The organism is Sphingobacterium sp. LZ11T8 (assembly GCF_024261425.1).
GTDB lineage: Bacteria > Bacteroidota > Bacteroidia > Sphingobacteriales > Sphingobacteriaceae > Sphingobacterium.
The window spans coordinates 472,780-497,919 of sequence record NZ_JANBZY010000003.1 but is presented as its reverse complement, the minus strand read 5'-3'; the positions used below and the strand labels follow the sequence as shown (position 1 = coordinate 497,919).

Below are 25,140 nucleotides of genomic sequence, written 5' to 3'. Positions count from 1 at the left end.
CAATAGTTCTTTTTTTCTTTGTGGCGGTTCTTAATTTATCTTTCGGGACGCTAGTATAAAATCTCTATAAAAGATTTAGTTACCCAATAAGACATATGAAATTTATGTATTAGCTGAGAGATATATTTCAAAAAAAGTAAAAATCCTTAAAAATCATATTTTAATATTAATGGATATTAATGAATTGAATACGAAGCTCGTGTCTGAATTGCGCGAGATTGCGAAAGTTCTAGGCATTGTTGATGCTGAAAAGCTTAGAAAACAAGAGTTAATTGATCGTATTTCTGAAATAGCCAAAGAGTCTCAGCAAGAGCAAACTGTAGAAGTTTCTGATGCTGATTCGGATAAAGCCAATGCAGAGCGAACAAGAAAAAGAGTGCGTACAGTGAAAGCTGCAGAACCTGTAGCAGTAGGTAGAAACAGAGTGGCAGCCGATGATGAGGAAACGAAAATGGATTTTGTTAGCAAACCAGCAGCAGAATCTACTCCCACAGAATCCACAACTACTCCTTCTCCTGAACCTTCTTCTAAAGCTTCCACTCCAACAGATTTTGACAACGTAATTATTAATGAAGGTGTATTGGAAATTATGGCCGATGGTTATGGTTTCTTAAGGTCTTCAGACTATAATTATTTGACATCTCCGGATGATATCTATGTTTCTCAATCACAGATCAAGTTATTTGGATTGAAAACTGGAGATAATGTAAGAGGATGTATCCGTCCTCCGAAAGAAGGCGAGAAATATTTTCCTTTGGTGAGAGTTGAGGCCATCAATGGTCAAGACCCAGCTGAAGTAAGAGACCGTGTTCCTTTTGATTATTTGACACCATTGTTCCCTGATGAGAAATTGAATTTGGATCTAGGTCCGAGCAACTACTCGACAAGGATTATGGATCTTTTCACTCCAATCGGTAAAGGACAACGTGGATTGATCGTTGCACAGCCTAAAACTGGTAAGACCAATTTATTGAAAGAGGTTGCCAATGCAATCGCCAAAAACCATCCTGAAGTTTACTTGATCATTTTATTGATCGATGAACGTCCAGAGGAGGTTACAGACATGGCAAGAAGCGTACGTGCAGAAGTTGTTTCATCGACTTTTGATGAGCCTGCTGACCGTCACGTGAAAATTGCCAACATCGTATTGGAAAAAGCAAAACGTATGGTAGAGTGTGGCCATGATGTGGTTATCTTATTGGATTCCATTACCAGGTTAGCACGTGCTTATAACACTGTTGCTCCAGCATCAGGAAAAATCCTTTCCGGTGGTGTGGATGCCAATGCACTTCATAAACCAAAACGTTTCTTCGGTGCAGCTAGAAATATCGAGAACGGTGGTTCATTGACGATTTTAGCTACAGCATTGACAGAGACAGGTTCTAAAATGGATGAGGTAATCTTTGAAGAATTCAAGGGTACAGGTAATATGGAGCTACAATTAGACCGTAAATTGTCTAACAAACGTATCTTCCCTGCCATCGATCTTACTGCATCTAGCACAAGACGTGATGACCTATTGGTTGACCGTGATGAATTGCAACGCCTATGGGTATTGAGAAACCACCTTGCCGACATGAACTCGCAAGAAGCAATGGAATTTTTGTTGACCCAAATGCGTGGAACTAAATCCAACGGAGAATTTTTAATTAGCATGAATGGCTAAAAAGCCATCATAAATTGATATTTTTAAGCCATCTTTGCGAAAAGATGGCTTTTTTTATGAAGAAATACATTCCAAATACGATCACTTCCCTAAACCTCTTTTCAGGTTGCATCGGTACTGTCATGGTCCTGAACCAAGAGTATATGTTGGCTTTTTACTGTGTATTAGCTTCGGGTATTTTTGACTTTTTCGATGGTATGTCAGCTAGAGCATTGCATGTCAAATCGTTGATTGGAAAGGAATTGGACTCCTTGGCTGATGTGATTAGTTTTGGGTTTTTACCGGGAGCCATAATCTTTACACTACTAAAAGATACCAGTTCGAACGAATACCTTCCTTATCTAGGTTTTATCATTACCGTATTTTCGGCTTTAAGATTGGCAAAATTCAATATTGATACGAGACAGAGCACGGATTTCATCGGTGTGAATACGCCAATGAATACCTTTTTTATTGTTTCCTTGCCTTTTATCCTCCAAGATTATCCTGCCTTAAAGAACACTTGGCTTTTATTGGGCATAGCTATCCTGACCAGTTTGCTATTGGTGTCGGAAATAAAGTTGTTCTCTATGAAACTGAGCAGTTTGAGTTGGGTTGTCAATAAATACAAATACCTTTTCCTGATTATCAGCGTCGTGTTATTGGTAATCCTGAAGTTTTTAGCTTTGCCAATTATCTTGGTTCTTTATATTGTTTTCTCAAAAATACATTTTGCCTCCGAGAAAGAAATTAGTGAAGTTTAGTTTGATAATCTTCCAGTTCAGCCATGGCTAAATGGAAATCCTTTTTGATATTTTCAAATAGATCCAGGATGTCTGCCATCGGTTCTTCGCCGGCAGCTTTGTCCTCAAGATCCTGGAACTTCATCCTTAAATCTGTAGCACCTAGGTATTGCATGGTCGGCTTGATATGATGTGCTTTTGATTTGATGTCTGAATGGTCCTGAGATTCAATCGCGACTTCTAAAGCCTTAAAATCTTCTACTCCCTGACCAAGATATAAAGGGATCATCTGTTTGATGACCTCGATGTTATTCATCATGTTCTCTTGGATAGAGGCGGGGTTAATAATGGAATAATGGTTCATGTTAGATTGTTTTTACATTCAGTTGATCGGTTGATTCTTCCAGCAATTCCTTGTTAGATTTCTTAAAAATAGGGTGGGAGTAGTCGGCAGCTATTTCTACGAGGGGTATCAGGGTAAAGTTTCTTTCTTGAATATATGGATGAGGGACTTGAAGGTCTTCGGTATGTATAATGTCTTCGTTATAGTATAGAATGTCAATATCGATGATCCTTGATCCCCAGCGTTGTCCACGGATCCTGCCCAAAAGAATTTCAATCTTCAAGATTTCATTCAAGACTTTATTTGCGGAGAAATCAGTCTCCAACAAGATCACCTGGTTCAAAAATACCGGTTGGTTTTCTACGCCCCAAGCTTCGGATTCATAAATTTTGGATTGCCGTGTGATTTTTCCAATTCTGTCTTCAATTTCAACCTTTGCGTCTTCTAGTTGTTTGTTGGGATTACCAATATTTGCCCCTAAAAGTAGGTAAACTTTATTCATGAGTTTAATATATGAATTGTTTTATGATAATCGGAATAATAGCTTAAATTTACGGACACTACTTAAATAAATTATATGAGATCATTTTTTAAATACGTACTTGCGACCATTACAGGTATTATTATCAGTAGTATATTAATGTTTTTTATCCTGATGGGAATCATTGGGATGATGATCAGTTCGGTGGGCAGTAAGAGTGAAACTGTAACAGCTAGCAACTCTGTTCTGTTAATCGACCTAAATCATGCAATCACAGAAAAAACAGAAGCAAATCCATTTGAAGGTCTGGATATCCCGGGCTATTCGGGGTCTAAATCCATTGGATTGAATGATATCGTTTCAAAGATAAAAGCAGCAAAAACAGACAATAACATCAAGGGAATCTATCTTAATGTGACAAGTGTGGGGACTGGCTTCGCAACGATGAAAGCCATTCGTGAGGCACTTTTGGACTTTAAGACTTCGGATAAGTTTATTGTAGCCTATAGTGACGTGATGAGCCAAAAAGGCTATTACCTGAACTCTGTGGCTAATGAGGTTTATTTGCATCCACAAGGGAACCTTGATTTCAGAGGGTTGGCTACTTCGGTCATGTTTTATAAAGAGGCATTGGATAAATTGGGAATCGATATGCAAGTCCTCAAAGTTGGAACTTATAAAAGTGCGGTTGAACCTTTTATCCTCAATAGTATGAGCGAGGCGAATAAGGAGCAGGTGAATTCTTATCTAAGCAGTATTTATGGTACTTTCCTGAACGATATTTCGGCTGTTAAAAAGATATCTACAGATAGCTTAAAAAGCATTGCAAACGGTTATTTGATCCGTGAAGCGGAAGATGCCAAGAAATATGGATTTGTTACCGATCTGTTGTACAAAGATCAAGTGATTTCTAAAATCAAGGACAAGTTGGGTATTGATGCGAAAAAAAATATTCCAGTAGTTTCCTTATTAGATTATAATAACAAAGCAAGTGCTGGCGAAGCAGGTGGCGACCGTATAGCTGTATTATATGCCTATGGAGAGATCATTGATGGTGAAGGGATAGAAGGACAGATTGGTGGAGATAAATTGTCTAGGGAATTACGGGAATTGAGACAGGATGATAAGGTTAAGGCTATTGTGATGCGCGTAAATTCTCCGGGAGGTTCTGCCTTGGCTTCGGAATCCATCTGGAGAGAGGTCGATCTAACAAAGAAAGTGAAACCTGTAGTAGTATCCATGGGTGATTATGCTGCTTCTGGAGGTTATTATATCTCGGCTGCAGCGGATTCTATCTTTGCCGATCCAACAACCCTAACAGGTTCAATTGGTGTATTCGGATTGATTCCTAGTTTCCAAAAATTATTCAATGATAAATTAGGCATCCATTTCGATGCGGTGAAGACTTCTAAGTTTGCTGATATGGATGTGGATATGGACAGACCATTGTCGGAAGAGGAAAAAGGAATCATTCAGGGTGGCGTTAATAAGATTTACCAAGTATTCCTGAAGCGAGTGGCTGATGGAAGGAAAATGCAAGTAGCAGATGTTGACAGCATTGGTCAAGGCCGAGTGTGGACCGGTGAACAAGCTGTGAAATTGAAATTGGTGGACCGTTTAGCGACCTTGGACCAAGCCATTGTTGCGGCTGCTAAGAAAGCAAAAATCGAGAATTATAGAGTTTCGGAGTATCCAAGAGCGAAAGATCCTTTTGCTTCGATATGGTCTACTTCGAGGGATAAAATAAAAATGTGGATGCTAGAAGATGAGATGGGGGACTACGTAAAATATTTGACTGAACTGAAAAGGATCAGTCAGCAATCGGGTGTGCAGGCTAGGATTCCATATCTGGTAGAGATATATTAATAAAAAGCGCTGATTGAGAAATCAGCGCTTTTTTTGAATCATGGCAGTTCTTGCCAGCACTCAGCCTTTTCATAAAAATAGAAATGGGCTTTTATAGGAACTGCATAAGGTATTACTACATAGATTTAGAATTATTGTAGAGATTTACAGATTGAAAAGAAAAATGAAAGTTTTTTATATCTTTAAACTCTAAAATCAACCGGAAATAAAAATAAAATGAAAACTATCGACGATTTAAATTTCAACGGGAAGAAAGCTTTAATAAGAGTTGATTTCAATGTTCCTTTAGATGAGAACTTCAACATTACTGATGACAACCGTATTCAAGGTGCGCTGCCTACTATTAAAAAGATCTTAAAAGACGGAGGTTCCGTTATTTTGATGTCCCACTTAGGAAGACCAAAAGAAGGACCTACCGACAAATATTCACTTAAACATATTGTAAAGCACTTATCTGAGGTATTAGGTGTTGATGTACAATTTGCAGATGACTGTATTGGTTCTGATGCTGTGGAGAAGGCAAAGAATTTGCAGGCAGGTCAAGTTTTATTGTTAGAGAACCTAAGGTTCTACAAAGAAGAAGAAAAAGGAGACCGTGATTTTGCTAAGAAATTAGCTGAATTGGGTGATGTCTATGTTAATGATGCATTTGGTACTGCGCACAGAGCTCATGCTTCTACGGCTATTATTGCTGAATTTTTCCCTAACAACAAGTACTTTGGTTACTTAATGGCGAAGGAAATTGAAAATGCGGAGAAAGTATTGAATAAACCTGAACGTCCATTTACAGCTATTATGGGTGGAGCTAAGGTTTCTGATAAATTGGAATTGATTGAGGCCTTATTGGACAAAGTTGACAATTTGATCATTGGTGGTGGTATGGCTTATACGTTTGTAAAGGCGCGCGGTGGTGAAATTGGTCAATCTTTGGTTGAGCTAGATAAATTGGATTTGGCAAATGAATTAGTGAAAAAAGCGGATGAAAAAGGCGTGAACTTGGTTCTTCCAACTGATGCTCAGATTGCTGACCGTTTTGCAAATGATGCCAATGTTTATGATGGTCCTAATGATGAGATTCCTGCTGATAAGCAAGGTTTGGATATAGGTCCTGAGTCCTCTGAGCATTTTAAAGATGTGATCATGGCTTCAAATACCTTGTTGTGGAATGGTCCAATGGGTGTATTTGAGATGGATACTTTTGCTAAAGGTACTCGTGCGGTTGCAAATGCAGTTGTTGCAGCAACAGAGCGCGGTGCATTCTCATTGATCGGTGGTGGTGACTCAGCTGCTGCGGTATCTAAATTTGGAATGACAGAACATGTTAGCTATGTTAGTACTGGTGGTGGTGCTTTGTTAGAATACATGGAAGGTAAGACACTTCCAGGTGTTAAAGCTATTTTAGACTAATATTATCTATAAAATAAAGGAAGGGGAACCATTTGGTTCCCCTTCCTTGTTTAATAGCTGTAGCTCAAGCTGAAGCTTGGCACAAACCGCTGCTTGGCACTAGCCTGATTGATATAGCTGAGTTTAGCTCCCACTCCAAAGTCTGGAAGTACATATTTGAACATATTGAAGTCTGCTGATAGGCCTATTCCGAATGAGGTAGGTTCGGCCTTGCTGTCCTGGAGATTTTGATAGTCGGCAAAGAAATAACCATGGAAACGTTTGATATAAGCCAATTGCCCAATTGCCCAGTCGGGATAAGCGATCGGGAACCTGTAGTTCATCAAAAGGGTGTTTTCTACTTTCGGCGAATCGAAATGAGCATAGCCAGATACCATTGGAATATCATAGGTATCATTGTATCTTCCATCAGTTTTTTGGTAGGATAGCCTAGCCTGGAAGCCATGGTTCCTGAAGAAACCAGGGAAATAGAAATTGGTCCTGATGGCAAATAATGAGCCTTCTAACGTGTTTTCGAATGGTACATGACGGTATAGAACATTGATATTCTGTCCCCATTTAGGGATCAGGTCCATTTGACTTCTTCTTTGATTACGGTTGAAATATGCCTGATAATTGAGAGGGAAGGCAATTTCATCATGAAATCCCCGCAGTGTATTTAAGCTTAAATCATATCGTTTTTGATAGGACGTACCAAGGTTAAAGCCGTAGTTATAGGTGGTTTTTCCTCTGTAAATGCTCAAGGGAATCTGCATGTCCAAGCTATAAACATGTTCCCTGAAGTCAAATCTTGTGTACTCATTTTCCGTGTTTTGCTTCTTAGCATAGCCGATTTGGCCCCTGTTTTTATAGGAAAAACTGAATTTCGGATAGTATTTCTGGTAGGTTAGCTCTGCTGAATAGACGCTTTTTTCCATGTCCAAGTCGTATTCATAACCTAATTTTAGCTGAGAAGTATTGAGTAGATCATTGGCAATCCAGAAGATTCCAGGTCTATAATTGTCGAAACTTTCGAAGTTATTGCTGCTTATGCTTAGGCTGTGAAAGTTAAATAAATGACTAAGGCTATTGTATTTTTCTACTTGATAAGGCTGTGTTTCCTCGGGTTGTGGTCCTGCAAAACTAGCTTTTATCCTGTGGTCTGTCTGGGCCGGAACCTCAAAATTCGCTGTGATTTCCTGTCCTATCAGTTGTGTGGAGTCAAGGAAAGCTGCTTTATATCCGTTGAATTGATACTCGTTATAAAGTACGGAATGGTTGTTCCCGGGGCTTGGATGAAAGGCTCCGAATGGCGAATCTGAGATAATATATAGCTTCTTATCGTTGCTGGAATAGCGGTAAAGATTGTCGATTTTTTGAAATTGAGCTTTAAAAATAAGGTCATTTTCCAGGTAAATGGGACGTTGGAATTCTTGGTTTGACCAAGGAAACAGCTCCTTAAATTGGGAGGTTTCGAGGTCTATCTCAATGATATTTGTCCCTTTTGGACTGATGGCAATCGCTGAAATCTTTGTTTCATCTGCATTCAAACTGGGCTGTTGGATAAGAAATCCTGCAGGAAAATCCATGATTTTTGAGGATTTCTTTGAAATTCGGTCGATATAGAAGAGGCTAGATAAGTTGTTTTGGTCCACTTGGACTGTATATACCTTTTGGGAATTATCGCTCAATATAGGGCTGTAAAATCGAGAATTTTTAGAAAGGTCCTCAATTTTTCCAGTTTTGAGTTCCAAAATCCTAATAATATTATAGGTCTGTTTACCAAATCTAGCATCCTTTCTGAGTTCATCCCATACCAGAAATTGGTCGTTCACATGAAAATATGGAGTGAGTTGGTATCCAATTTTGGTTATGATTTCTTCTTTATCTGCAGTTCTTTTTCTGATTTCTGGGATGAAAGCGGGTGATTGAACAAGGGTAAAAATTGCTTTTGAGAAGTTGGTTTGAGGAAGGAAATAGTGCGTGGGGTAGCGATTGTTTTCCTCAAAAATAAGGTTAAAATTTCCTTCATTTTTTGAAGATTCCCATTCCTCTTTGAGTTCAGAAATTGTGGCGTCATAGAGTTTTTTGCTGTTCTGATTGCTGTACTTTTTTAGTGCTAAATTGAAGTTAAAAGGTCGCCATAAATTAGCTCTCATGTTGTCCATGATTTCTTCCTTTACCCCATAGCCAAAATGGTTGGTCAAGTAGCTGTTCATGCTGTACCCGGTGAGGTAGTAGGAGGGGGTCAGATCTCGGAAAGACCCGAGTATATTTTTACTAAAAGAGTAGTCTTTTCCGGAGAGCAAATTGGTCCGAAGGGGCATGAACCAGGAGCTACTTCTGCCTCTACCTCCGGCAGAAAATTGAGTTTCTATGGAGACCGCGTCTCCCTCAAAGTACCAAGCCGGTAGGTGAAGACCATACAATGCGAAGGCCAATTGTTGGAAAAATGGACCTTGAATACTACCTGTCAACTTGTCAAATTGTGCTACATGTCTTAACTCATGTTGGATCAGATTTGGAAGCCATTCAGTATTATCGCTTGCAGGTCCAGGGGTTGAAAATGCTTCGACTTTTCGAGGGGCAAGTTGTGCATAGCCGTTCTGTTCAATATGATTTTCGTGAAGAATTATTGAAATTTTCTTTGGAGCGCGCTTTAAATCCCGACTGGAATAATCAATCATGCTGTCGATTTGTTGGGAGAGGAGCAAGGCTGATTTTTCGAACTCCATCGGGAATATGAGTTGAAATTTTTCAGTATTTATCTGTCTCCACTTAACCTTAGAAGAGGCTTGTTCATTGTCAATTATTTGAGATTTTACAATATGTGTATTTAAACTTATTATAAGAATAGTTAAAATACTGATAAAAAGCTTTTTATAATTTATAGAATATGGTGATATTAGCATATACTAAATATATTAGTAAAAATTTAAGTGGTTATATTAATTGATTGTTTTTATAGAAGATATAAGTGGTTGATTAATAGTGTTTAATATTCATATTGATTTTTCCATAATTTACACTGTTTTACGTGTATTTTTGTCTTTAAATCACTGAGTTGCGATTAATAATTCAGTTAACTTTTTGCTTTGTAAATGTAGGTTAAATTTTAATAAATTCAAATGTTTGACGCTTCCTAAGGCTTTTTTTAAAATAGGATTGACGTTAGCTGGTGGGTGGATTTTTGATTTGGAAAATTTCTAGATCCAGGTGCTGGGATTCCAACTTGGTTTTCGTCCCTGTTTTATTTTCAAAAATTTGAAACCCCGGATTTTCCTGATTTTTATGAACTGGAATTTACCCATTGATTTGATCTCGATTTATTGGGTTGGTCTAGTAAATTTTTCTAGTGACATTATGGCATGTTGCGGGTGTGGGTGTTGCATGCTTATTGAGTTGTCCGGGTTGTCGGATTTATTGATTAAAAATTAATTATATTATTATGCCAAAAAAAACGACTTTTGCACAAACGATTTTTGGACCAATGTAGGATAATAAAATAAAGGAGGCGTATGGAAGAATTAGCAATGCTTGTAGCACATGTTGAGCAATTGATTGAACGTGGAGATCATACTGAGCTTGCGGATTATTTGAACGAACTAAATATTTCGGATGTTGAAGAATTGATTGATGAGCTTCCTGAATATGGCCCCCTGTTTTTAGAAACTTTAAGTCTTAAAAGAGCGGTCAATGTGTTCCGTATTTTAGACTTCCCCACCCAAGAAAGAATTCTCAAAAAATTACCGGCTTCCAAGATCCGAGAGCTCTTAAACGAGATGCCTCCGGATGACCGTACTTCCTTCTTTTCGGAACTGAAAGGTGATGTTGTAAAAAGGCTCATTATTCTGTTGACTCCCGAAGAGAGAAAGGAAGCACTGTCCTTGCTTGGCTACCCTGAAGATTCGGTAGGACGTTTGATGACTCCGGACTACATAACAGTCAAGGAACATTGGACCATGCCTCGCGTGTTGGATCACATCCGTCGATACGGTTCGGCTTCTGAAACGATTGATGTCTTGTATGTGATCGACTCGGATGGGAAGCTGATCGATGACGTTCGGATCAAGGACATTCTTCTGGCGGAGCCAGATAAGGTAATTGCAGACTTGATCGACAACCGCTTGATCTCTTTGCATGCCGATGACCCGCAAGAAGAGGCCGTGACTATTTTCCGTATGAACAATCGAGTGGCCCTTCCGGTGGTGGATGAACAGGATATCATGTTGGGTATTGTGACGATCGATGATATCTTATGGGTGGCCAATGAAGAGTATACCGAAGACATGCAGCGTATCGGGGGTACCGAGGCCTTAGATGAGCCTTATTTGGATGTTTCGATCTTTCACCTAGTGAAGAAAAGAGCAGGATGGCTTATCGTGCTGTTTTTAGGCCAGCTGTTGACTTTTAATGTCCTTCAGCACTACGAGGCCAAGTTCACTACCGTTCTTGTCTTGTTGATGCCTGTAATCATGTCTAGCGGGGGGAACTCCGGTTCTCAAGCATCCACCCTGATCATTCAAGCGATGGCGATGGGTGAAGTGACCCTTCGGGATTGGTGGATGGTTATGAAGCGTGAAATCCTTTCGGGTTTGCTGCTTGGGATAATCTTAGGTGTTTTAGGTTTCATGAGAATTGGGGTTGAGGAAGTGTTCAAGGATACCTATGGTGATGCATGGTACCTGTATGGCGCGGCAATCGGGAGTTCTTTGGTCGGTGTGGTTCTTTGGGGATCATTGGTCGGGGCGATGTTGCCATTCATACTTCGTAGGTTTGGAGCGGATCCAGCGAGTTCATCAGCTCCCTTTGTGTCGACTATTGTCGATGTAACGGGCTTAGTGATCTACTTTAGCTTCGCGACGTATATCCTGCGAGATGTTCTGTTTAATTAATTCTAATTGGTTTTGAATAACTTGCGATAAATCGCCAAAAAATATTTGCACTTGTCGGAGAAACTTCCGATAATTGCATCACCGAAAACGAAAGGGACGGTTTAAACTCCTGAATAGCTCAGTTGGTTAGAGCATCTGACTGTTAATCAGAGGGTCGCTGGTTCGAGCCCAGCTTCAGGAGCCAAAAAAAAGATCTGCAAATATTTTGCAGATCTTTTTTTTTAAGTATTTAGTAGAAAGTATTTAGTATTTAGACCTAGGTTGGCTAATCTATCCAAGTATTAAAAATTATTACTAAATATTTGAAAAGTAACTCTTCTAGACCTTTGTCCAAAATAAAGGAAAGTCTAAATACTCAAAAAGTAACTCTTCTAGACCTTTGTCCACAATACGGGAAAGTCTAAATACTCAAAAAGTAATTCTTCTAAACCTTTGTCCACAATACAGGAAAGTCTAAATACTCAAAAAGTAATTCTTCTAAACCTTTGTCTACAATACAGGAAAGTCTAAATACTTAAAAAGTAACTCTTCTAAACTCTTGTCCGCAATAAAGGAAAGTCTAAATACTAAATACTTTATACTAAATACTATTTGGTAAATACTACACCTTGTAATACTCTTCCCATCCTCTTGCTGGAGGAGGTCCATAAAGCATTTCATTGGCGAACTTGTCGTTGGTAATCTGTTTGGTTTTTGGGTCGAACTCAATTCTGTTGTTCATTTTCTGAGTGATGACTCCAAGACAGAAGACTTGGCTGAGCGGTCCTGCGATTTCAAAGGATGACCTGGTCTTTTCCGTTCCTTTGCAGGCATTCAGGAAATTTGCAAAGTGGTTTGAAGGACTAGCGGGAACTTCAGGAAGTTTTGACGCCATATCCTTGGCTTTGGTTTCTGGAATGATGGACAAGGTATTGGCATGTGATCCGCCTTTGAAAATTAAGTCTTTGGAATAGATTATTTTTCCAGGATTTAGTTTCGCGGGTTCAATTTTTCCTGTACTTGGCGGTGGAATGTTAGGGTCCAATCCTGAGACACCATAACCTTCCGGAATCTGTGGCAGGTTTGTAAGTCCATCATACCAGTTGATGTCCACTGCAGGCATATTCTTTCTTTTCGGGAAATGGAAGTTCAAGGTCGAGGACATGGGGAAGAAATAGGAATTATGTCCCTCTAGGGATTTTGCCTCAACCACGGTCGGTAATCCCAACTCGAGGAATTCATGGGAGGTATCTAAGATATGGGCTCCCCAATCTCCTAATGCACCCATTCCAAAGTCAAACCAGCAACGCCATTGACCATTTACAAAGTCTTTGTTGTAATGGTGGCCAAGCGTCTGCATTTGCCAGATTTCCCAATCTAGGGTCTCCGGAATTCTTTCTGGGTATGGGAATCCTGTGATGTTTGGATCCCAGCCATGCCATCTTCTTGGGCTATTCATATGGGCATCGATGCGGGTGACATCTTTGATGATCCCGGCATCTTTCCAAGCCTTAAACTGAAAGTAATTGGCTTCAGAGTGACCCTGGTTACCCATTTGAGTGGCAAGCTTCGGGTTTTTCCTAGCTTTTTGCATCATCAGCTCCACCTCATTGAAGGTTCTTGCCATAGGTTTTTCCACGTAGACGTGTTTTCCTTGGTCCAGGGCCTGCATGGTAATGGCAAAATGGGCAAAGTCAGGCGTTCCAATGGCAACAGCATCAAACTGATTGGCCATTTCATCAAACATTTTTCTGAAATCCTGATATCTTGGCGCATTTGGGAACATCTTGATGATTTCCTGGGTTTGTTTTGCGCCCATGTCCACATCGCAAAGTGCGACAATGTTACATTGTCCGGTTTTGTAAAGTTCCTTGATGATTTCGTTCGCTCTATTTCCTATTCCTACGCAGGCTAGATTAACTCTTTCATTGGCACTGGCAAGTTTTACTTTCCCCAGTACACTGTTGGAAAGTAAAACTGCACCTCCTGCCATTATAGACTTGCTGATGAAGCTCCTGCGTGATAAATAATGATTCATATTTATTGACAGCTAATGGTTATTTTATTTTGTTGATTTTTATTGATCGGAACGATACTTCGTCGCCATGGTCCTGAAGCAGGATATGTCCTTCCGAAGCTTCTCCAAATTTATCCCAGTCCTTGTATTTACTGATTGCTACCAAATCCTTGAATTCCTTAGATCCTCGCACATAGGATAAAACTTTGACACCGTTGAGGTAGTAGGTCACCTTGTTGTCCTTGTCCACCAATACGCGGCCTCTGTTCCATTCACCAATAGGTCTTGTGGCACCTCTACCCTTATCGGAAGTGATTAGATCATACAGGGAAGCAATGGTGCGGTTTCCATCTCTTCCTAATTTTGCATCAGGATGCTTCGCGTCATCCAAGATCTGATATTCCAATCCAATGGCAGATCCTGATGTTTTTTCCGCCAAGGTGACAAAGTATTTTACACCGCTGTTAGCACCCGGTGTAAGTTTAAATTCAAAGGACAGGTCAAACACGCTGAACTTATCCTTGGTAATGATATCGCCACCATTGGTAGATTCGCCGCCATCGGATTTCTGCACTTTGATGATGCCATCCTTGATTGACCAACCTTTTTCCGGAAAACTTTCTCCCTTTACACTTCGCCAACCATCGGAGTTCTTGCCGTTGAATAGCAATTTGCTGCCGTTCTTTTGCTCTGTCGCACTTAATGCATTGGGAGTAAGGTTTACTATGTATTGGCCTTTTGGATATGGGCTAGGTTTAAGGTTTTCAGTCTTGATCTTTATGTTTTTGAAATATACCTTTTTGCCATCCAATTCAGCAGGGATGCTGTGGACCTGTAAACCAATGAAGCCAGATGCATCGACGGTATCCACAACATAAGCTGCAGGCACGCCATTAACCCAAGAACGAAGTTCATTTCCGATGGCCTCAATACGGATATGGTTGAATTCATCCTTTTTGTATGCCGATTTTGAAGGTTCATTTAGGTCCAATGGATAGATCCATCCTCTTCTTCCTTCATCATAGACACCGCCTGCCCAAGCGCGTGGAGAAGGGTCGATCTCAATCTGACGGCCATAGACCCTTCCTTTTCCATTGTTGGCATTGGGGTCGATATGGCTTCTGGTCTGGATTCCCGAATTGGTTTTATCTCCTTCCAGTTTGATATCGAGTTCAAGGATGAAGTCGCCATACTCTTTTTCCGTGATCAGAAAGGAATTTGGGGTTCCTTTGGTCATTCTTCCAACTATTGCTCCGTCTTCAACGGTATATGGCGCTGCACCACCTGCGGATTTCCAACCAGCCAGAGTTTTTCCGTCAAACAGAGGTTTAAAACCTTTGCTATCGCTGGATTGTGCATTTGCCTGGGCGGATAGTAGTAGGGCGAGCCCTACTGAGGAGATGGATCTGATAATTGTTCTTCTTTTCATTGCTTGCTATTTTATGGTATTCAACATGTAATTTTCTCTTATTCTGCTTTAGGACCCAATACTGTTCCTTCATCAGGCACGATTAATGGTTTTTCATTTCTTTCCGCGCCAGGGTAACCAATGTTCTGGTTGATAATTCCCTTTAGGTTAGTGTTGATCGCTCCAGCTGGAACCGGCCAAAGGATATGGTGAACGGATATTTTGTATTCTGCCCATTTATGTTTTACGCCTTTGTTGTAGAAATTGCTTTTTGCTACCACACGGTCATACCAGAAATTCACCCCATTTTGTTTGATGTTGGAATTGGTGCCTCCTGGTCCGCTGATGTTTTCAAGGCTGTAGACCCTTCCTCCAAAAATTTCACAAGGCTTTCTGGTCTTAGCATAGGTATATGACATCCGGACTAATTCTACGTGCCTGTTTTCTTCGTAGTAAAGCTCTCTTGCGCGTTCATCTAGGATTTCCCCGATATTGACATCTCCTGCCTGTATAGGTGTTGCGCCGGCTCTTGTCCTAACTTCATTAAGCGCATTTGCAGCCATTCCAGGTTGGTTCTTCCAGTAATATGATTCCGCTAAAAGCAAATAAACTTCTGCCGAACGATATACATACCAAGGGGTTTCCCCGCCTGTCCAAGTGGAGCTCAAAGGATCTGGTACAAAAACCTTGTAATGTGGCCATGAGAACCAAAGACGGATGGTGTCTTCTGGGCTCATACTAGGGCTTTTGACGAAGTTTTTTCCATACCATTGACTTCCCTTAGCTTTTAGGTCTGGGCTGTTATATTTCAAGTCTTCCATGCGTTTCCAGCTGTTCATATTGTGGATGCCGCGTAGGTCGTTCTTTTCTTTGTCGGCTCTCCAGATCGAGTTGCTGAAATACCATGTAGGTCTCAACCTTCCAATTCCTCTTCCATAGGATTTGTTGAGGTCCATGGATGGGTCGGTTTCGCCAGGGGCCAAGTTTACATTGGTTCCTGTTTGGCCATCTGGTGTTTTGATATTTCCATTATTCCAGAATGGAACGGCATTACGCATGGTTTCGATTCTTGCTGAACCCTCTGCTTCTGGATAGGCAACTACATACATTAGACCTTCGGTATTGCTCATGTCCAGCTTTGCTTCAACACTGTGGAGATCAAACATCAAGTTTGTATTAGGTCGGTTCTGGTTGACGGTAAACCTGTTCTTCATCAAAGGATGTTTGGCTACTACTTCGTTTCCAACTTTGATGGCCAGATCAAAATCCTCAAGTGCCATAGCTACTTTCATCAATAGGATTCCGCAAGCTGCTTTCGAGGTCCTTCCACGATCAACTATTTCCGGTACCCATTGGTATGCAAATTCTAGATCTTTTTTCAGTCTTTTTAAGATGCTCCAGCGATCGTAAGAATAGAAGTCGTATTTAGGCTCGTTGATTTCCCAGTCCAGAAAAGGGACATCTCCAAATTGATGAACCAATTTGTAATAGCGATAAGCACGTTGGAAATAGGCTGCACCCAGGATAGCGTTCTTTTCAGCGTCATCCTTAAAGGTTGCATTGTCTATCCTGGCGATCACCGTATTGGCATATTTGATCCCTTTGTAGGCTTCATACCAATACCAACCCACACGCGTATTGTTTTCATGGTTAAGCTGTGCATCAGGTAGGAGTGCGATGTCCATGTTCATTTGAGGACCGGCTTTGTCCGTAGTCCCTTCAACAGCCACATCCGATTGGATGATTTCGGTCAGGATAGGTGCGCCATCTCCAAAAAATTCATGTCGCATATTCCGCTCACAGGCGGTCAGTGCCGAGTAGAGTCCTTCAGGTGTAGATAGGGCTACTTCAGGGGCATAGAAGGATAGGGGTTGAGGTTTTAGCCAATCTTTGCTACAGCTTTCCATCAAGGTGATGGAAGCAGTTCCAAATAAGCCGATATATAATAGTTTCTTATAAGTTTTCATGATCAATAGGTTATAGTGAGAAATTAAGGCTTAGGTTGTAGGTTCTAGGAACAGGAAATCCTTCTGGGTCACCAAATTCCCAATGTGGAGCCCACATGGCGGCATTTCTTACAGAAGCGGAAATCCTCAGGTTTCGGATGCTTGCTTTTTCCAAGATGTTGGAAGGCACCAAGTATGAAAGAGAAATATTCTCTAACCTAACAAAGGACTTATTGATGTAATTTGATCCGATATTCTTTGAACCGATTCTCGCATAATCATCGATTGGGTTTTCAGGAGTCCAACGAGGCATCACATAATCAGTGGTTCGGTCTGCGAAGTTACTGTTGTTTGCTGCACGGTTGAATCCATCAGTTTGTCCCCAATTGGAGTAAATGAACACAGAAAGGTTGAAGTTTTTATAGTTGAAGTCGTTTCTCCAAGACCAACGGAATCGCGGTGTTTTGTACCTTTGGAAGATACGGTCAGCATCAGTCATCACGCCATCGCCATTCTGGTCAATATATTTGAAATCTCCAGGTTGTAATCCGAATTTTTCAGCTTCATCAATTTCATTTTGTTGCCAGATTCCTTGTCTTTCGTAATCCCAGATACGGTCAGGGTCTTGTCCGATAAACCATCTGTTCTTGATGTCATCAGCTTCTTTCTGGCCAATAACATTGCCGGCATCATCTTTAATGTCCACCATGTCGCCATAAAGGGTTACGATCTTTCTGCGATTTAGCATGAAAATGAAGTTAGAAGACCAGTTAAAGGTTTCTTTTTGGATAATGTTTCCAGTTAAGCTCACGTCGATACCATGGCTTTTAAGTTCTCCTAAATTGGCTGCAACGCTGCTGAAACCAATGATTTCAGGTAGTTCGCGGTCAACTAATAGGTCATGGGTTGTTGCGGTGTACAGGTCAATTGCACCAGATAGGCGGCTCTTGAACATCGCGAAATCCAAACCTAAGTTATAAGAGGCTTTGTTTTCCCATTTTAGCCCCAGGTTGGCCATGCGGTTCACATACAATTGTGAGCCTAGGTAAACATTTCCTTTGGAGTCGATATATGGATGTAAGCCTGAGGTCATATCAGAAAGTGCGTCATACTGTGGGATATCGCGGTTACCATTTCTTCCCCAAGTCAATCTTAGTTTTCCGTAGTCTAACCAAGATTTAGTTCCTTCCATAAACTTCTCATTCGTGAAATTCCATGCGAAGGCCAGTGCAGGGAAGGTTGCACGAGGGTTTTGAGAACCGAATGCAGAATAACCGTCACGACGTACCGATGCGGTGAAAAGGTAGGTGTCTTTGAAAGAGTAGAATAAACGACCCATTAAGGCATCTCCAGTGCGGTAAGTGTCATCACTTTCATTCAAAGGAACCGTTCCGGCCTGTATTCTATGCCAGCCTAAGATATCGCTAGGAACGAAGTTGGAAGCTGTAGCTTTGGTTCTCCAATATTGACCTTTTTCAGCATTTTGAAGTAAAGTAACCTCAAAGTTGTGATCTCCAAAGGCTTTTTTCCAACGCAGGACGTTGTCAATCTGCCAGTTGTAGGTCCTGAAGAAGGAACGTTCCGCCGTTCCGCCCTTAGCTGCCCATTCTGGGTTCAGGGAAGAATCGTGATTGTAGTATTCTCTCCAGATGAATGATGGCGTAAAGTTGGATTGGATTTCAAATCCATAAGGTAATGTGATAACGCCGTATAGAGTTGCATTTAAAGTGTTATAGCGATCCACACGGTCTCTAAACATATTATCGAAGAATGGGTTTACTGGAGTAACATCGCCAGTAGGCAATCTTCTATAAAGGCTGTTTGGATCATCGATATTGTTAGACCCATATGGAGGAATAATTGCTGATTGCCCCCAATCTGCCTGTAGGAAACCTTCGTTTCTGGCAGCAAAGTTGGCGTTGGTTCCAACTTTTAAGAAGTTGGTGATCTTGGATTCCAAGTTGATCCTGGTCCTGAAGTTCTTGAACCGGTTTCCAACGATAAAGCCTTCGCGATCTACATGGTTAAGGGAGAAATAGTAGTTTAGGTTATCCGTTTTATTGGAAATACTTGCTGTATAATCTTGCTGGATTCCTTTGTGAAAAACTTGATCTTGCCAGTTTGTTTCTTTCCCAATCAGGTAATTTTCAATTTCTGGAGATCTCATTTCTAACCTTGCTAACCAAGAGCGGATCAATTGTTCTTCCGTTACGGTTGTTGCAGGGTCTTTTTGGTCATAGTTATACCATGCCAATTGATCCACATTTGTCAATTTTCTTGGATCCACAAACATTTCAGGATATTTGTCGTGGTAATCTTGGGCTCTTTTACCCATTTCATAATCATAACGATAGGCTAGGAATTCCTGTCCATTCATGACCCTTGGCATGTAGGAGTTTTCTACGAAGCCAAAATTGCCATTCAACGTAATGGTTGGTTTACCGGAAGCACCGCGTTTGGTAGTGATCAATACGACGCCATTTGCTGCTCTAGCACCATAAACTGCAGTTGCACTTGCATCTTTTAGGATATCGATGGAAGCAATGTCATTTGGGTTGATATCAGCAAATGTTCCATCAAAGATAACCCCATCTACTACATTGAGTGGGCTAGCGCCAGCTTTTAGGGTTCCTCTTCCTCTTACTAGAAGATCCGCGTCGCCCTTCGCTGTATTTCCTTGGCTGATTACAATACCTGCAGCATTTCCTCTCAATAGATCTTGGACCGACCTAGGGGCTTCTTTTTCAAGCTTTTCGGCTTGTACAGAAGCAACGGCACCAGTAAGGTCCTTTCGTTTTTGAGTACCATAACCTACTACAACGACTTCATCTAAGTCTTCTGCTTTAGGATGCAAAGAAATCTGTAAATCTTGACTGTTGATTGAAACGGTCTGTGTATTGAAGCCCGTGTGGGTAATTGTCAGGGATCCTCTAGTACCGTTTGTTAATTCCAGTTCAAATTTTCCGTCTCCATCAGATAAGGTTCCATTTTTTGTACCTGTCTGCATGATGCTGGCTCCTTCAACAGGAGTGCCATCCGTGGATTTGACGGTCCCTCGTATGAGGTTTTGGTTTTGCTGTGAAAAACAGGGGTCTGCAGAGAGCAGAATCATCCAAAACGAGAATAGGATGAGTAAAACATACTGTTTTGTCATAATTTAAAGAGTTTAAGGTTTACAATTCATTTTCCATTTCGAAAGCTTGGTAAATAGGCTTAGGAAGCGGAAAATGGAGTTAGATAATGAATGATCTGTAATGGTTTATATCACAATAATAACCAATAAAGTAACTGACTTAGCTAAACCGTTATATCTTTATTTACGAAAACGTTATAGTTGAAAAGAGTGAATGAATGAGGTGTTTTTTGGTTGATTATCAGGGTTTTGTATGTTTTTAGCTATAGGTTTGGAAGGGCGTTGATAAAACTGTGCTTTTCATGATTTCATAATAGAGTATAGGTCTTATTTTAAAAATAATTATATTGTGGAATCAACTTATCCATTATAAACAATTTATGCTATTACTAGGGATTGACTTAGGGACCTCTTTTATTAAAGTTTCCGTGTTGGATGCACAGACCGGGAAACGAATTGTTTCTGCCCAATATCCAGAGACGGAATCTGAAATCATTTCGCAGCAAAAAGGTTGGGCTGAACAAGACCCTGAACTTTGGTGGCAAAATACCAAGAAAGCCATATTGAAAGCCAATGCTAGTGGTCAATATGATCCGAAGGATATCGCTGCCATTGGAATTGCCTATCAAATGCATGGCCTAGTGCTGGTTGATAAGGACCAGAAAGTACTGCGCAATTCCATTATTTGGTGTGACAGTAGGGCAGTGGAAATTGGAAACGAGGCTTTCCAATCCTTGGAACCTAAAGGTTTTCTAAGATCGCATCTTAACTCTCCTGGTAATTTTACGGCATCAAAACTGTCCTGGGTAAAGAACAATGAGCCTGAATTGTATGAAAGGGTTCATAAGTTTATGCTTCCAGGCGATTTTCTATGTATGTGCCTGACTAAGCAGATCAATTCTAATCCGAGTTCCATTTCTGAAGGCATTCTTTGGGATTTCGAAAAAGACACCTTATCAGATACTTTATTGGATTATTATGGTATAGATCAGTCTTTAGTTCCTGAGGTGCAAGCAATCTTTTCAAACTATGGTTCCATCGATAAGGCTGTAGCCACTGAATTAGGGCTATCGGAGAAGGCTATAGTAAGCTATAAAGCGGGGGATCAACCTAATAATGCATTGTCACTAGGTGTAATTGATGCTGGGGAAGTCGCAGCAACGGCCGGCACCTCCGGTGTGATCTATGCTGTTGCGGACCATTTGATTTTTGATAAGCAATCAAGGGTGAACAGTTTTGCCCATGTCAACCATAGTAAAGAACAAAGTAATATCGGTGTGCTATTATGTATTAATGGAACCGGTATCCAAAATAGTTGGATCAAAAAGCTGACAGCTCAAGGCCTGGATTACGATCAGATAAACCAAAAAGCTGCTGAAGTTGCTATTGGTTCTGAAGGGATTGTTGTATTGCCATTTGGAAATGGTGCTGAACGCATGCTGAACAATAAAACTGTCAATGGGCATGTTGAGAATCTCGACTTTGTGCGACATGACGCTTCCCATATTTGGCGTGCCGTCCAAGAAGGGATAGCCCATTCGTTTCGTTATGGCTTAGATATCATTAAGGAAAATGAAATCCGTCCTACGGTTATTAAGGCCGGTTATGCCAATATGTTCCTGAGCCCTGTGTTTCAGCAATCCTTTGCTGGTGTAACCAATGTACCAGTCGAACTTTATGAGAATGACGGAAGCGTTGGAGCGGCATTAGGAGCGGGAATTGGAGCACAGCTGTATAAAGATAAAAAAGAGGCCTTCTCGGGCTTGAAAAAGATAAAGACCATCGAACCTCAGCATAAGGATATCTATAATGACCTCTATGCAAATTGGAAGAAAAGTTTATTACAGAAATTATAATCAACTATAAATATGAAAGTTTTAATTGGAGAAAAAGAGTATTTCAAGAATATCGGGCAAATTAAGTACGAAGGCTTAGATTCCGATAATCCACTGGCATTTCGCTGGTATGACGCTAAAAAAGTAATCGGCGGAAAGACTATGGAGGAGCATTTTAAATTTGCATGTGCCTATTGGCATTCATTCAATGGAAACGGAGCGGATCCTTTTGGTGGGCAGACCCATTTCTTTCCTTGGGATGAAAAATCGAAAACACTAGATCGCGCAAAAGATAAGATGGATGCCGCTTTTGAGTTTATGACGAAATTGCAATTGCCATATTACTGTTTCCATGATGTAGATTTGGTGGACTATGGTAATGATGTCAATGAAAATGATTCCAATCTGGCGGCAATCGTCGAATATGCGAAGGAAAAACAAAAAGAAAGTGGAATTAAGTTGTTATGGGGTACAGCCAATCTTTTCAGTCACCATCGTTATATGAATGGGGCTTCCACCAATCCTGATTTCCATGTTTTGGCGCATGCTGGGGCTCAAGTGAAAGCAGCTTTAGATGCAACAATAGCCCTAAAAGGTGAAAACTATGTGTTCTGGGGTGGTAGAGAGGGGTATATGTCCTTGTTGAATACCAACATGAAACGCGAACAGGAGCATTTGGCAAAATTCCTACATATGTCAAAAGATTATGCCCGTAAAAATGGTTTCAAAGGAACATTCTTTATTGAGCCGAAGCCATGTGAGCCAACAAAACATCAATATGATTATGACTCCGCGACGGTTATCAGCTTCTTAAGGCAATATGATCTTTTGGATGATTTTAAATTGAACATTGAGGTTAACCATGCAACATTAGCCGGTCATACTTTCCAACATGAATTACAGGTTGCAGCGGATGCAGGAATGTTAGGTTCAATCGATGCCAACCGTGGGGATTACCAAAACGGATGGGATACCGATCAATTCCCAAATGATCTGAATGAATTGACAGAAGCGATGTTGATTATTTTGGAAGCAGGAGGCTTACAAGGCGGTGGAGTGAACTTCGACGCGAAGATCAGAAGAAATTCAACTGATCCAGAAGATTTGTTCTATGCTCATATTGGCGGGATGGATGCCTTTGCCAGAGCATTGGTTACAGCAGATAATATCCTTCAGAAATCTGAGTTCAAAAAAATCCGTAAGGATCGTTATGCAAGTTTTGACAAAGGAAAAGGAGCGGAGTATGAACAAGGCAAATTGACTTTAGAGGATCTGAGAAGCTATGCGGTAGAGAACGGTGAGCCAGAAATGAGAAGTGGAAAACAAGAATTCCTAGAGAATTTAGTCAATCGTTATATTTAGTCGATCGAATTGATAAGATAATTTTCGTTGGATATGAGTGGATTACGTATTGAAAGGCTTTTTATTAATAAATTTTCAATTTTTTGTTTGTGTATTAATTATTAAAAACCTATTTTTGTACCACTTTGAAGATGAGGGCAACCTTATCAATTCGAATTCCTGAATAGCTCAGTTGGTTAGAGCATCTGACTGTTAATCAGAGGGTCGCTGGTTCGAGCCCAGCTTCAGGAGCAAGATAAAACAGCCGGCCAATCGCCGGCATTTTTTTTATAACATAATTTATATCCATGAGTTTAGTAATCGTTGGAACAGTTGCTTTTGATGCCATTGAAACCCCATTTGGTAAAACAGATAAAATCGTAGGTGGAGCAGCAACATTTGCTGGATTAGCAGCATCTTATCTATTCCCAGATGTTAAATTAATTTCTGTAATTGGTGAAGACTTTGGAGATGATAACTTAAACATCATCAAATCAAGAGGGATCAATGTTGAAGGTATTGAGGTTATTCCTGGAGGAAAATCTTTCTTCTGGTCTGGAAAATACCATAATGATATGAACAGCCGTGATACATTGATCACTGAACTGAACGTATTGGCTGATTTTGACCCTAAAATCCCTGCTTCTTATCAAGACTGTGAATATCTGTTGTTGGGAAACTTGACCCCAGCGGTACAGATGGCAACTTTGAAACGTTTGGATAAGAAACCGAAGTTAGTGGTATTGGATACCATGAACTTCTGGATGGATGTGGCATTAGATGAGTTGAAAGAGGTGTTGAAGAAAGTTGATGTGTTGACAATTAACGATGCGGAAGCAAGACAATTGTCTGGAGAGTACTCATTGGTGAAAGCAGCAGAGAAGATCCTTCAGATGGGACCTCAGTACCTGATCATTAAAAAAGGTGAGCACGGAGCTTTGTTGTTTGGGGAAGACCAAATCTTTTCAGCGCCTGCATTACCATTAGCAGATGTATTTGATCCAACAGGAGCTGGAGATTCTTTTGCAGGTGGTTTTATCGGATATTTAGCAAAGTTACAGTCCGTTAATTTTACCAATATGAAGAACGCGATTATTTTTGGATCTGCTTTGGCTTCCTTCTGTGTGGAGAAATTCGGAACAGAAAGATTGCAGAATCTGAGCAGTGAAGAAATTTCGGAGCGTATTCAGGAGTTTGTAAAACTTTCAAAATTCGAGATAAGCGAATAAGCTTATCTCGAATTTCTTTTTAGGCTTCCCTTAAATTAGCGTAAAAGTTTTAAGGGAATATGGCTTAATCTACCTAAACCTTTAATAATATTTTTTTTCGGATGCTTAAAGAGAATTAATTCTCTTTGAATTTATATGCAGTAAGTGTCTTTTTCATGGACTTTCTTGCTACATGTATCCTTGTTTTTACTGTTCCTATTGGAATCTGCAAATGGTCAGATATTTCATGGTATTTATAACCTTCGAAATACATGGTGAAAGGAACATAATATTCATCGGATAACTTGGAAAGAGCATAGTTGATGTCTTCCATGATGAATTTGTTTTCACCATTGTTTTTTGCTGCAGATACAACTAGGTTAATTTGTGAAATTTCTTCCTCCTTTGTGATAAAGGAATTCGTTTTTACTATGCGACGGTAATTATTGATAAAGGTGTTCTTCATAATGGTGTAAAGCCAACCTTTCAAATTGGTTCCGTCCCTGAAGTTCTTGAAGTACGTGACGGCCTTTAGTAAGGTGTCCTGTACTAAGTCGTTAGCATCTTCATGATCACGGGTGAAGTTTCTGGCATAACTTCGAAGTGATTCAGAGTGCTTAACAACTAGTGAGTTAAATTCGATCTTGTTCATACAATTAGCGATTATAGTATAGTTAAATGATGCGATGTGTTTCAGGCAAGAGCCTGATTTAAGCTGAACAACCGAAAAAATTATTAAGCCATAATATTTCTACGCTACTATGTACAATTCTTGTGCAGTAAATTAATAAAATTGTGGATATCGATATTTTAGTAGAAGGAATTTTCGCAATACGAAAGTAGATTAAAAACCTGTATCGCCTTTTATTGTATTATAATCAATGATTATTGTTTTATAATAAAAAAAATATCGG

16 protein-coding genes and 2 tRNA genes are annotated in these 25,140 nt (G+C 40.2%); 10 read left to right on the top strand and 8 right to left on the bottom strand.

Annotation, left to right across the window (positions count from 1 at the left end; all coding sequences use genetic code 11):
• The first annotated feature begins 169 nt into the window (after positions 1 to 169).
• The gene (rho, locus tag NLF99_RS10325) at positions 170 to 1,666 is read left to right on the top strand and encodes a transcription termination factor Rho (protein WP_185217615.1); all 1,497 of its coding nucleotides are present in this window, start codon (positions 170 to 172) and stop codon (positions 1,664 to 1,666) included.
• Between the two features lie 56 nt (positions 1,667 to 1,722).
• The gene (gene pssA / locus NLF99_RS10320) at positions 1,723 to 2,409 is read left to right on the top strand and encodes a CDP-diacylglycerol--serine O-phosphatidyltransferase (protein ID WP_237219515.1); all 687 of its coding nucleotides are present in this window, start codon (positions 1,723 to 1,725) and stop codon (positions 2,407 to 2,409) included.
• Here the strand turns inward: pssA and NLF99_RS10315 are convergent.
• Positions 2,396 to 2,752, bottom strand: coding sequence for an Hpt domain-containing protein (locus NLF99_RS10315; protein ID WP_185214117.1), 357 nt, complete (start codon positions 2,750 to 2,752; stop codon positions 2,396 to 2,398). The genes pssA and NLF99_RS10315 overlap by 14 nt on opposite strands.
• Before the next feature lies 1 nt (position 2,753).
• Entirely contained in the window at positions 2,754 to 3,233 is a 480-nt protein-coding gene (gene folK, locus NLF99_RS10310) for a 2-amino-4-hydroxy-6-hydroxymethyldihydropteridine diphosphokinase (protein ID WP_185214116.1), read from the bottom strand.
• 75 nt (positions 3,234 to 3,308) lie between these two features.
• On the opposite strand from folK, the gene sppA reads away from it, so the two are divergent.
• On the top strand, positions 3,309 to 5,078 hold the full coding sequence (sppA, locus tag NLF99_RS10305) for a signal peptide peptidase SppA (RefSeq protein WP_254528116.1): 1,770 nt from the start codon (positions 3,309 to 3,311) through the stop codon (positions 5,076 to 5,078).
• 216 nt (positions 5,079 to 5,294) lie between these two features.
• The gene (gene pgk, locus NLF99_RS10300; protein WP_185214114.1) at positions 5,295 to 6,485 is read left to right on the top strand and encodes a phosphoglycerate kinase; all 1,191 of its coding nucleotides are present in this window, start codon (positions 5,295 to 5,297) and stop codon (positions 6,483 to 6,485) included.
• Positions 6,486 to 6,535: 50 nt separating this feature from the next.
• On the opposite strand, the gene NLF99_RS10295 is transcribed toward pgk, so the two are convergent.
• On the bottom strand, positions 6,536 to 9,199 hold the full coding sequence (locus tag NLF99_RS10295; RefSeq protein ID WP_254528113.1) for a hypothetical protein: 2,664 nt from the start codon (positions 9,197 to 9,199) through the stop codon (positions 6,536 to 6,538).
• Positions 9,200 to 9,982: 783 nt separating this feature from the next.
• On the opposite strand from NLF99_RS10295, the gene mgtE reads away from it, so the two are divergent.
• Both mgtE and NLF99_RS10285 read left to right on the top strand, forming a co-directional pair.
• Complete coding sequence (gene mgtE, locus NLF99_RS10290) at positions 9,983 to 11,359, top strand: magnesium transporter (protein ID WP_185214112.1); 1,377 nt, start codon at positions 9,983 to 9,985, stop codon at positions 11,357 to 11,359.
• Positions 11,360 to 11,466: 107 nt separating this feature from the next.
• Positions 11,467 to 11,543, top strand: a tRNA-Asn gene (locus tag NLF99_RS10285).
• Between the two features lie 417 nt (positions 11,544 to 11,960).
• Here NLF99_RS10285 and NLF99_RS10280 read toward each other — a convergent pair.
• Genes NLF99_RS10280 through NLF99_RS10265 form a run of 4 tightly spaced genes read right to left on the bottom strand, consistent with a single transcriptional unit; the run spans position 11,961 to position 19,863 of the window.
• Positions 11,961 to 13,376, bottom strand: coding sequence for a Gfo/Idh/MocA family oxidoreductase (locus tag NLF99_RS10280; protein WP_254528110.1), 1,416 nt, complete (start codon positions 13,374 to 13,376; stop codon positions 11,961 to 11,963).
• Positions 13,377 to 13,395: 19 nt separating this feature from the next.
• On the bottom strand, positions 13,396 to 14,784 hold the full coding sequence (locus NLF99_RS10275; protein ID WP_254528108.1) for a DUF1080 domain-containing protein: 1,389 nt from the start codon (positions 14,782 to 14,784) through the stop codon (positions 13,396 to 13,398).
• Positions 14,785 to 14,822: 38 nt separating this feature from the next.
• Positions 14,823 to 16,730 (bottom strand): RagB/SusD family nutrient uptake outer membrane protein, encoded by a 1,908-nt coding sequence (locus NLF99_RS10270; RefSeq protein ID WP_185214049.1) that lies wholly within the window; start codon positions 16,728 to 16,730, stop codon positions 14,823 to 14,825.
• Between the two features lie 10 nt (positions 16,731 to 16,740).
• Complete coding sequence (locus tag NLF99_RS10265) at positions 16,741 to 19,863, bottom strand: SusC/RagA family TonB-linked outer membrane protein (RefSeq protein ID WP_254528106.1); 3,123 nt, start codon at positions 19,861 to 19,863, stop codon at positions 16,741 to 16,743.
• A 359-nt stretch (positions 19,864 to 20,222) separates the two neighbouring features.
• On the opposite strand from NLF99_RS10265, the gene NLF99_RS10260 reads away from it, so the two are divergent.
• From NLF99_RS10260 to NLF99_RS10245, 4 genes are all read left to right on the top strand, one after another.
• Entirely contained in the window at positions 20,223 to 21,698 is a 1,476-nt protein-coding gene (locus NLF99_RS10260) for a xylulokinase (protein WP_254528104.1), read from the top strand.
• 12 nt (positions 21,699 to 21,710) lie between these two features.
• Positions 21,711 to 23,039, top strand: coding sequence for a xylose isomerase (gene xylA / locus NLF99_RS10255; RefSeq protein ID WP_185217608.1), 1,329 nt, complete (start codon positions 21,711 to 21,713; stop codon positions 23,037 to 23,039).
• A gap of 157 nt (positions 23,040 to 23,196) precedes the next feature.
• Positions 23,197 to 23,270 (top strand) — tRNA-Asn (locus tag NLF99_RS10250).
• Between the two features lie 56 nt (positions 23,271 to 23,326).
• Positions 23,327 to 24,247 (top strand): PfkB family carbohydrate kinase, encoded by a 921-nt coding sequence (locus NLF99_RS10245; RefSeq protein WP_254528102.1) that lies wholly within the window; start codon positions 23,327 to 23,329, stop codon positions 24,245 to 24,247.
• A 115-nt stretch (positions 24,248 to 24,362) separates the two neighbouring features.
• On the opposite strand, the gene NLF99_RS10240 is transcribed toward NLF99_RS10245, so the two are convergent.
• Positions 24,363 to 24,878, bottom strand: coding sequence for an RNA polymerase sigma factor (locus NLF99_RS10240; protein WP_185214044.1), 516 nt, complete (start codon positions 24,876 to 24,878; stop codon positions 24,363 to 24,365).
• Positions 24,879 to 25,140 lie beyond the last annotated feature (262 nt).

Excerpts from the sequence above, each read along its gene's own strand:
- rho (WP_185217615.1), top strand. The coding sequence starts at position 170 with ATGGATATTAATGAATTGAATACGAAGCTCGTGTCTGAATTGCGCGAG.
- pssA (WP_237219515.1), top strand. The coding sequence starts at position 1,723 with ATGAAGAAATACATTCCAAATACGATCACTTCCCTAAACCTCTTTTCA.
- NLF99_RS10315 (WP_185214117.1), bottom strand. The coding sequence starts at position 2,752 with ATGAACCATTATTCCATTATTAACCCCGCCTCTATCCAAGAGAACATG.
- folK (WP_185214116.1), bottom strand. The coding sequence starts at position 3,233 with ATGAATAAAGTTTACCTACTTTTAGGGGCAAATATTGGTAATCCCAAC.
- sppA (WP_254528116.1), top strand. The coding sequence starts at position 3,309 with ATGAGATCATTTTTTAAATACGTACTTGCGACCATTACAGGTATTATT.
- pgk (WP_185214114.1), top strand. The coding sequence starts at position 5,295 with ATGAAAACTATCGACGATTTAAATTTCAACGGGAAGAAAGCTTTAATA.
- NLF99_RS10295 (WP_254528113.1), bottom strand. The coding sequence starts at position 9,199 with ATGGAGTTCGAAAAATCAGCCTTGCTCCTCTCCCAACAAATCGACAGC.
- mgtE (WP_185214112.1), top strand. The coding sequence starts at position 9,983 with ATGGAAGAATTAGCAATGCTTGTAGCACATGTTGAGCAATTGATTGAA.
- NLF99_RS10280 (WP_254528110.1), bottom strand. The coding sequence starts at position 13,376 with ATGAATCATTATTTATCACGCAGGAGCTTCATCAGCAAGTCTATAATG.
- NLF99_RS10275 (WP_254528108.1), bottom strand. The coding sequence starts at position 14,784 with ATGAAAAGAAGAACAATTATCAGATCCATCTCCTCAGTAGGGCTCGCC.
- NLF99_RS10270 (WP_185214049.1), bottom strand. The coding sequence starts at position 16,730 with ATGAAAACTTATAAGAAACTATTATATATCGGCTTATTTGGAACTGCT.
- NLF99_RS10265 (WP_254528106.1), bottom strand. The coding sequence starts at position 19,863 with ATGACAAAACAGTATGTTTTACTCATCCTATTCTCGTTTTGGATGATT.
- NLF99_RS10260 (WP_254528104.1), top strand. The coding sequence starts at position 20,223 with ATGCTATTACTAGGGATTGACTTAGGGACCTCTTTTATTAAAGTTTCC.
- xylA (WP_185217608.1), top strand. The coding sequence starts at position 21,711 with ATGAAAGTTTTAATTGGAGAAAAAGAGTATTTCAAGAATATCGGGCAA.
- NLF99_RS10245 (WP_254528102.1), top strand. The coding sequence starts at position 23,327 with ATGAGTTTAGTAATCGTTGGAACAGTTGCTTTTGATGCCATTGAAACC.
- NLF99_RS10240 (WP_185214044.1), bottom strand. The coding sequence starts at position 24,878 with ATGAACAAGATCGAATTTAACTCACTAGTTGTTAAGCACTCTGAATCA.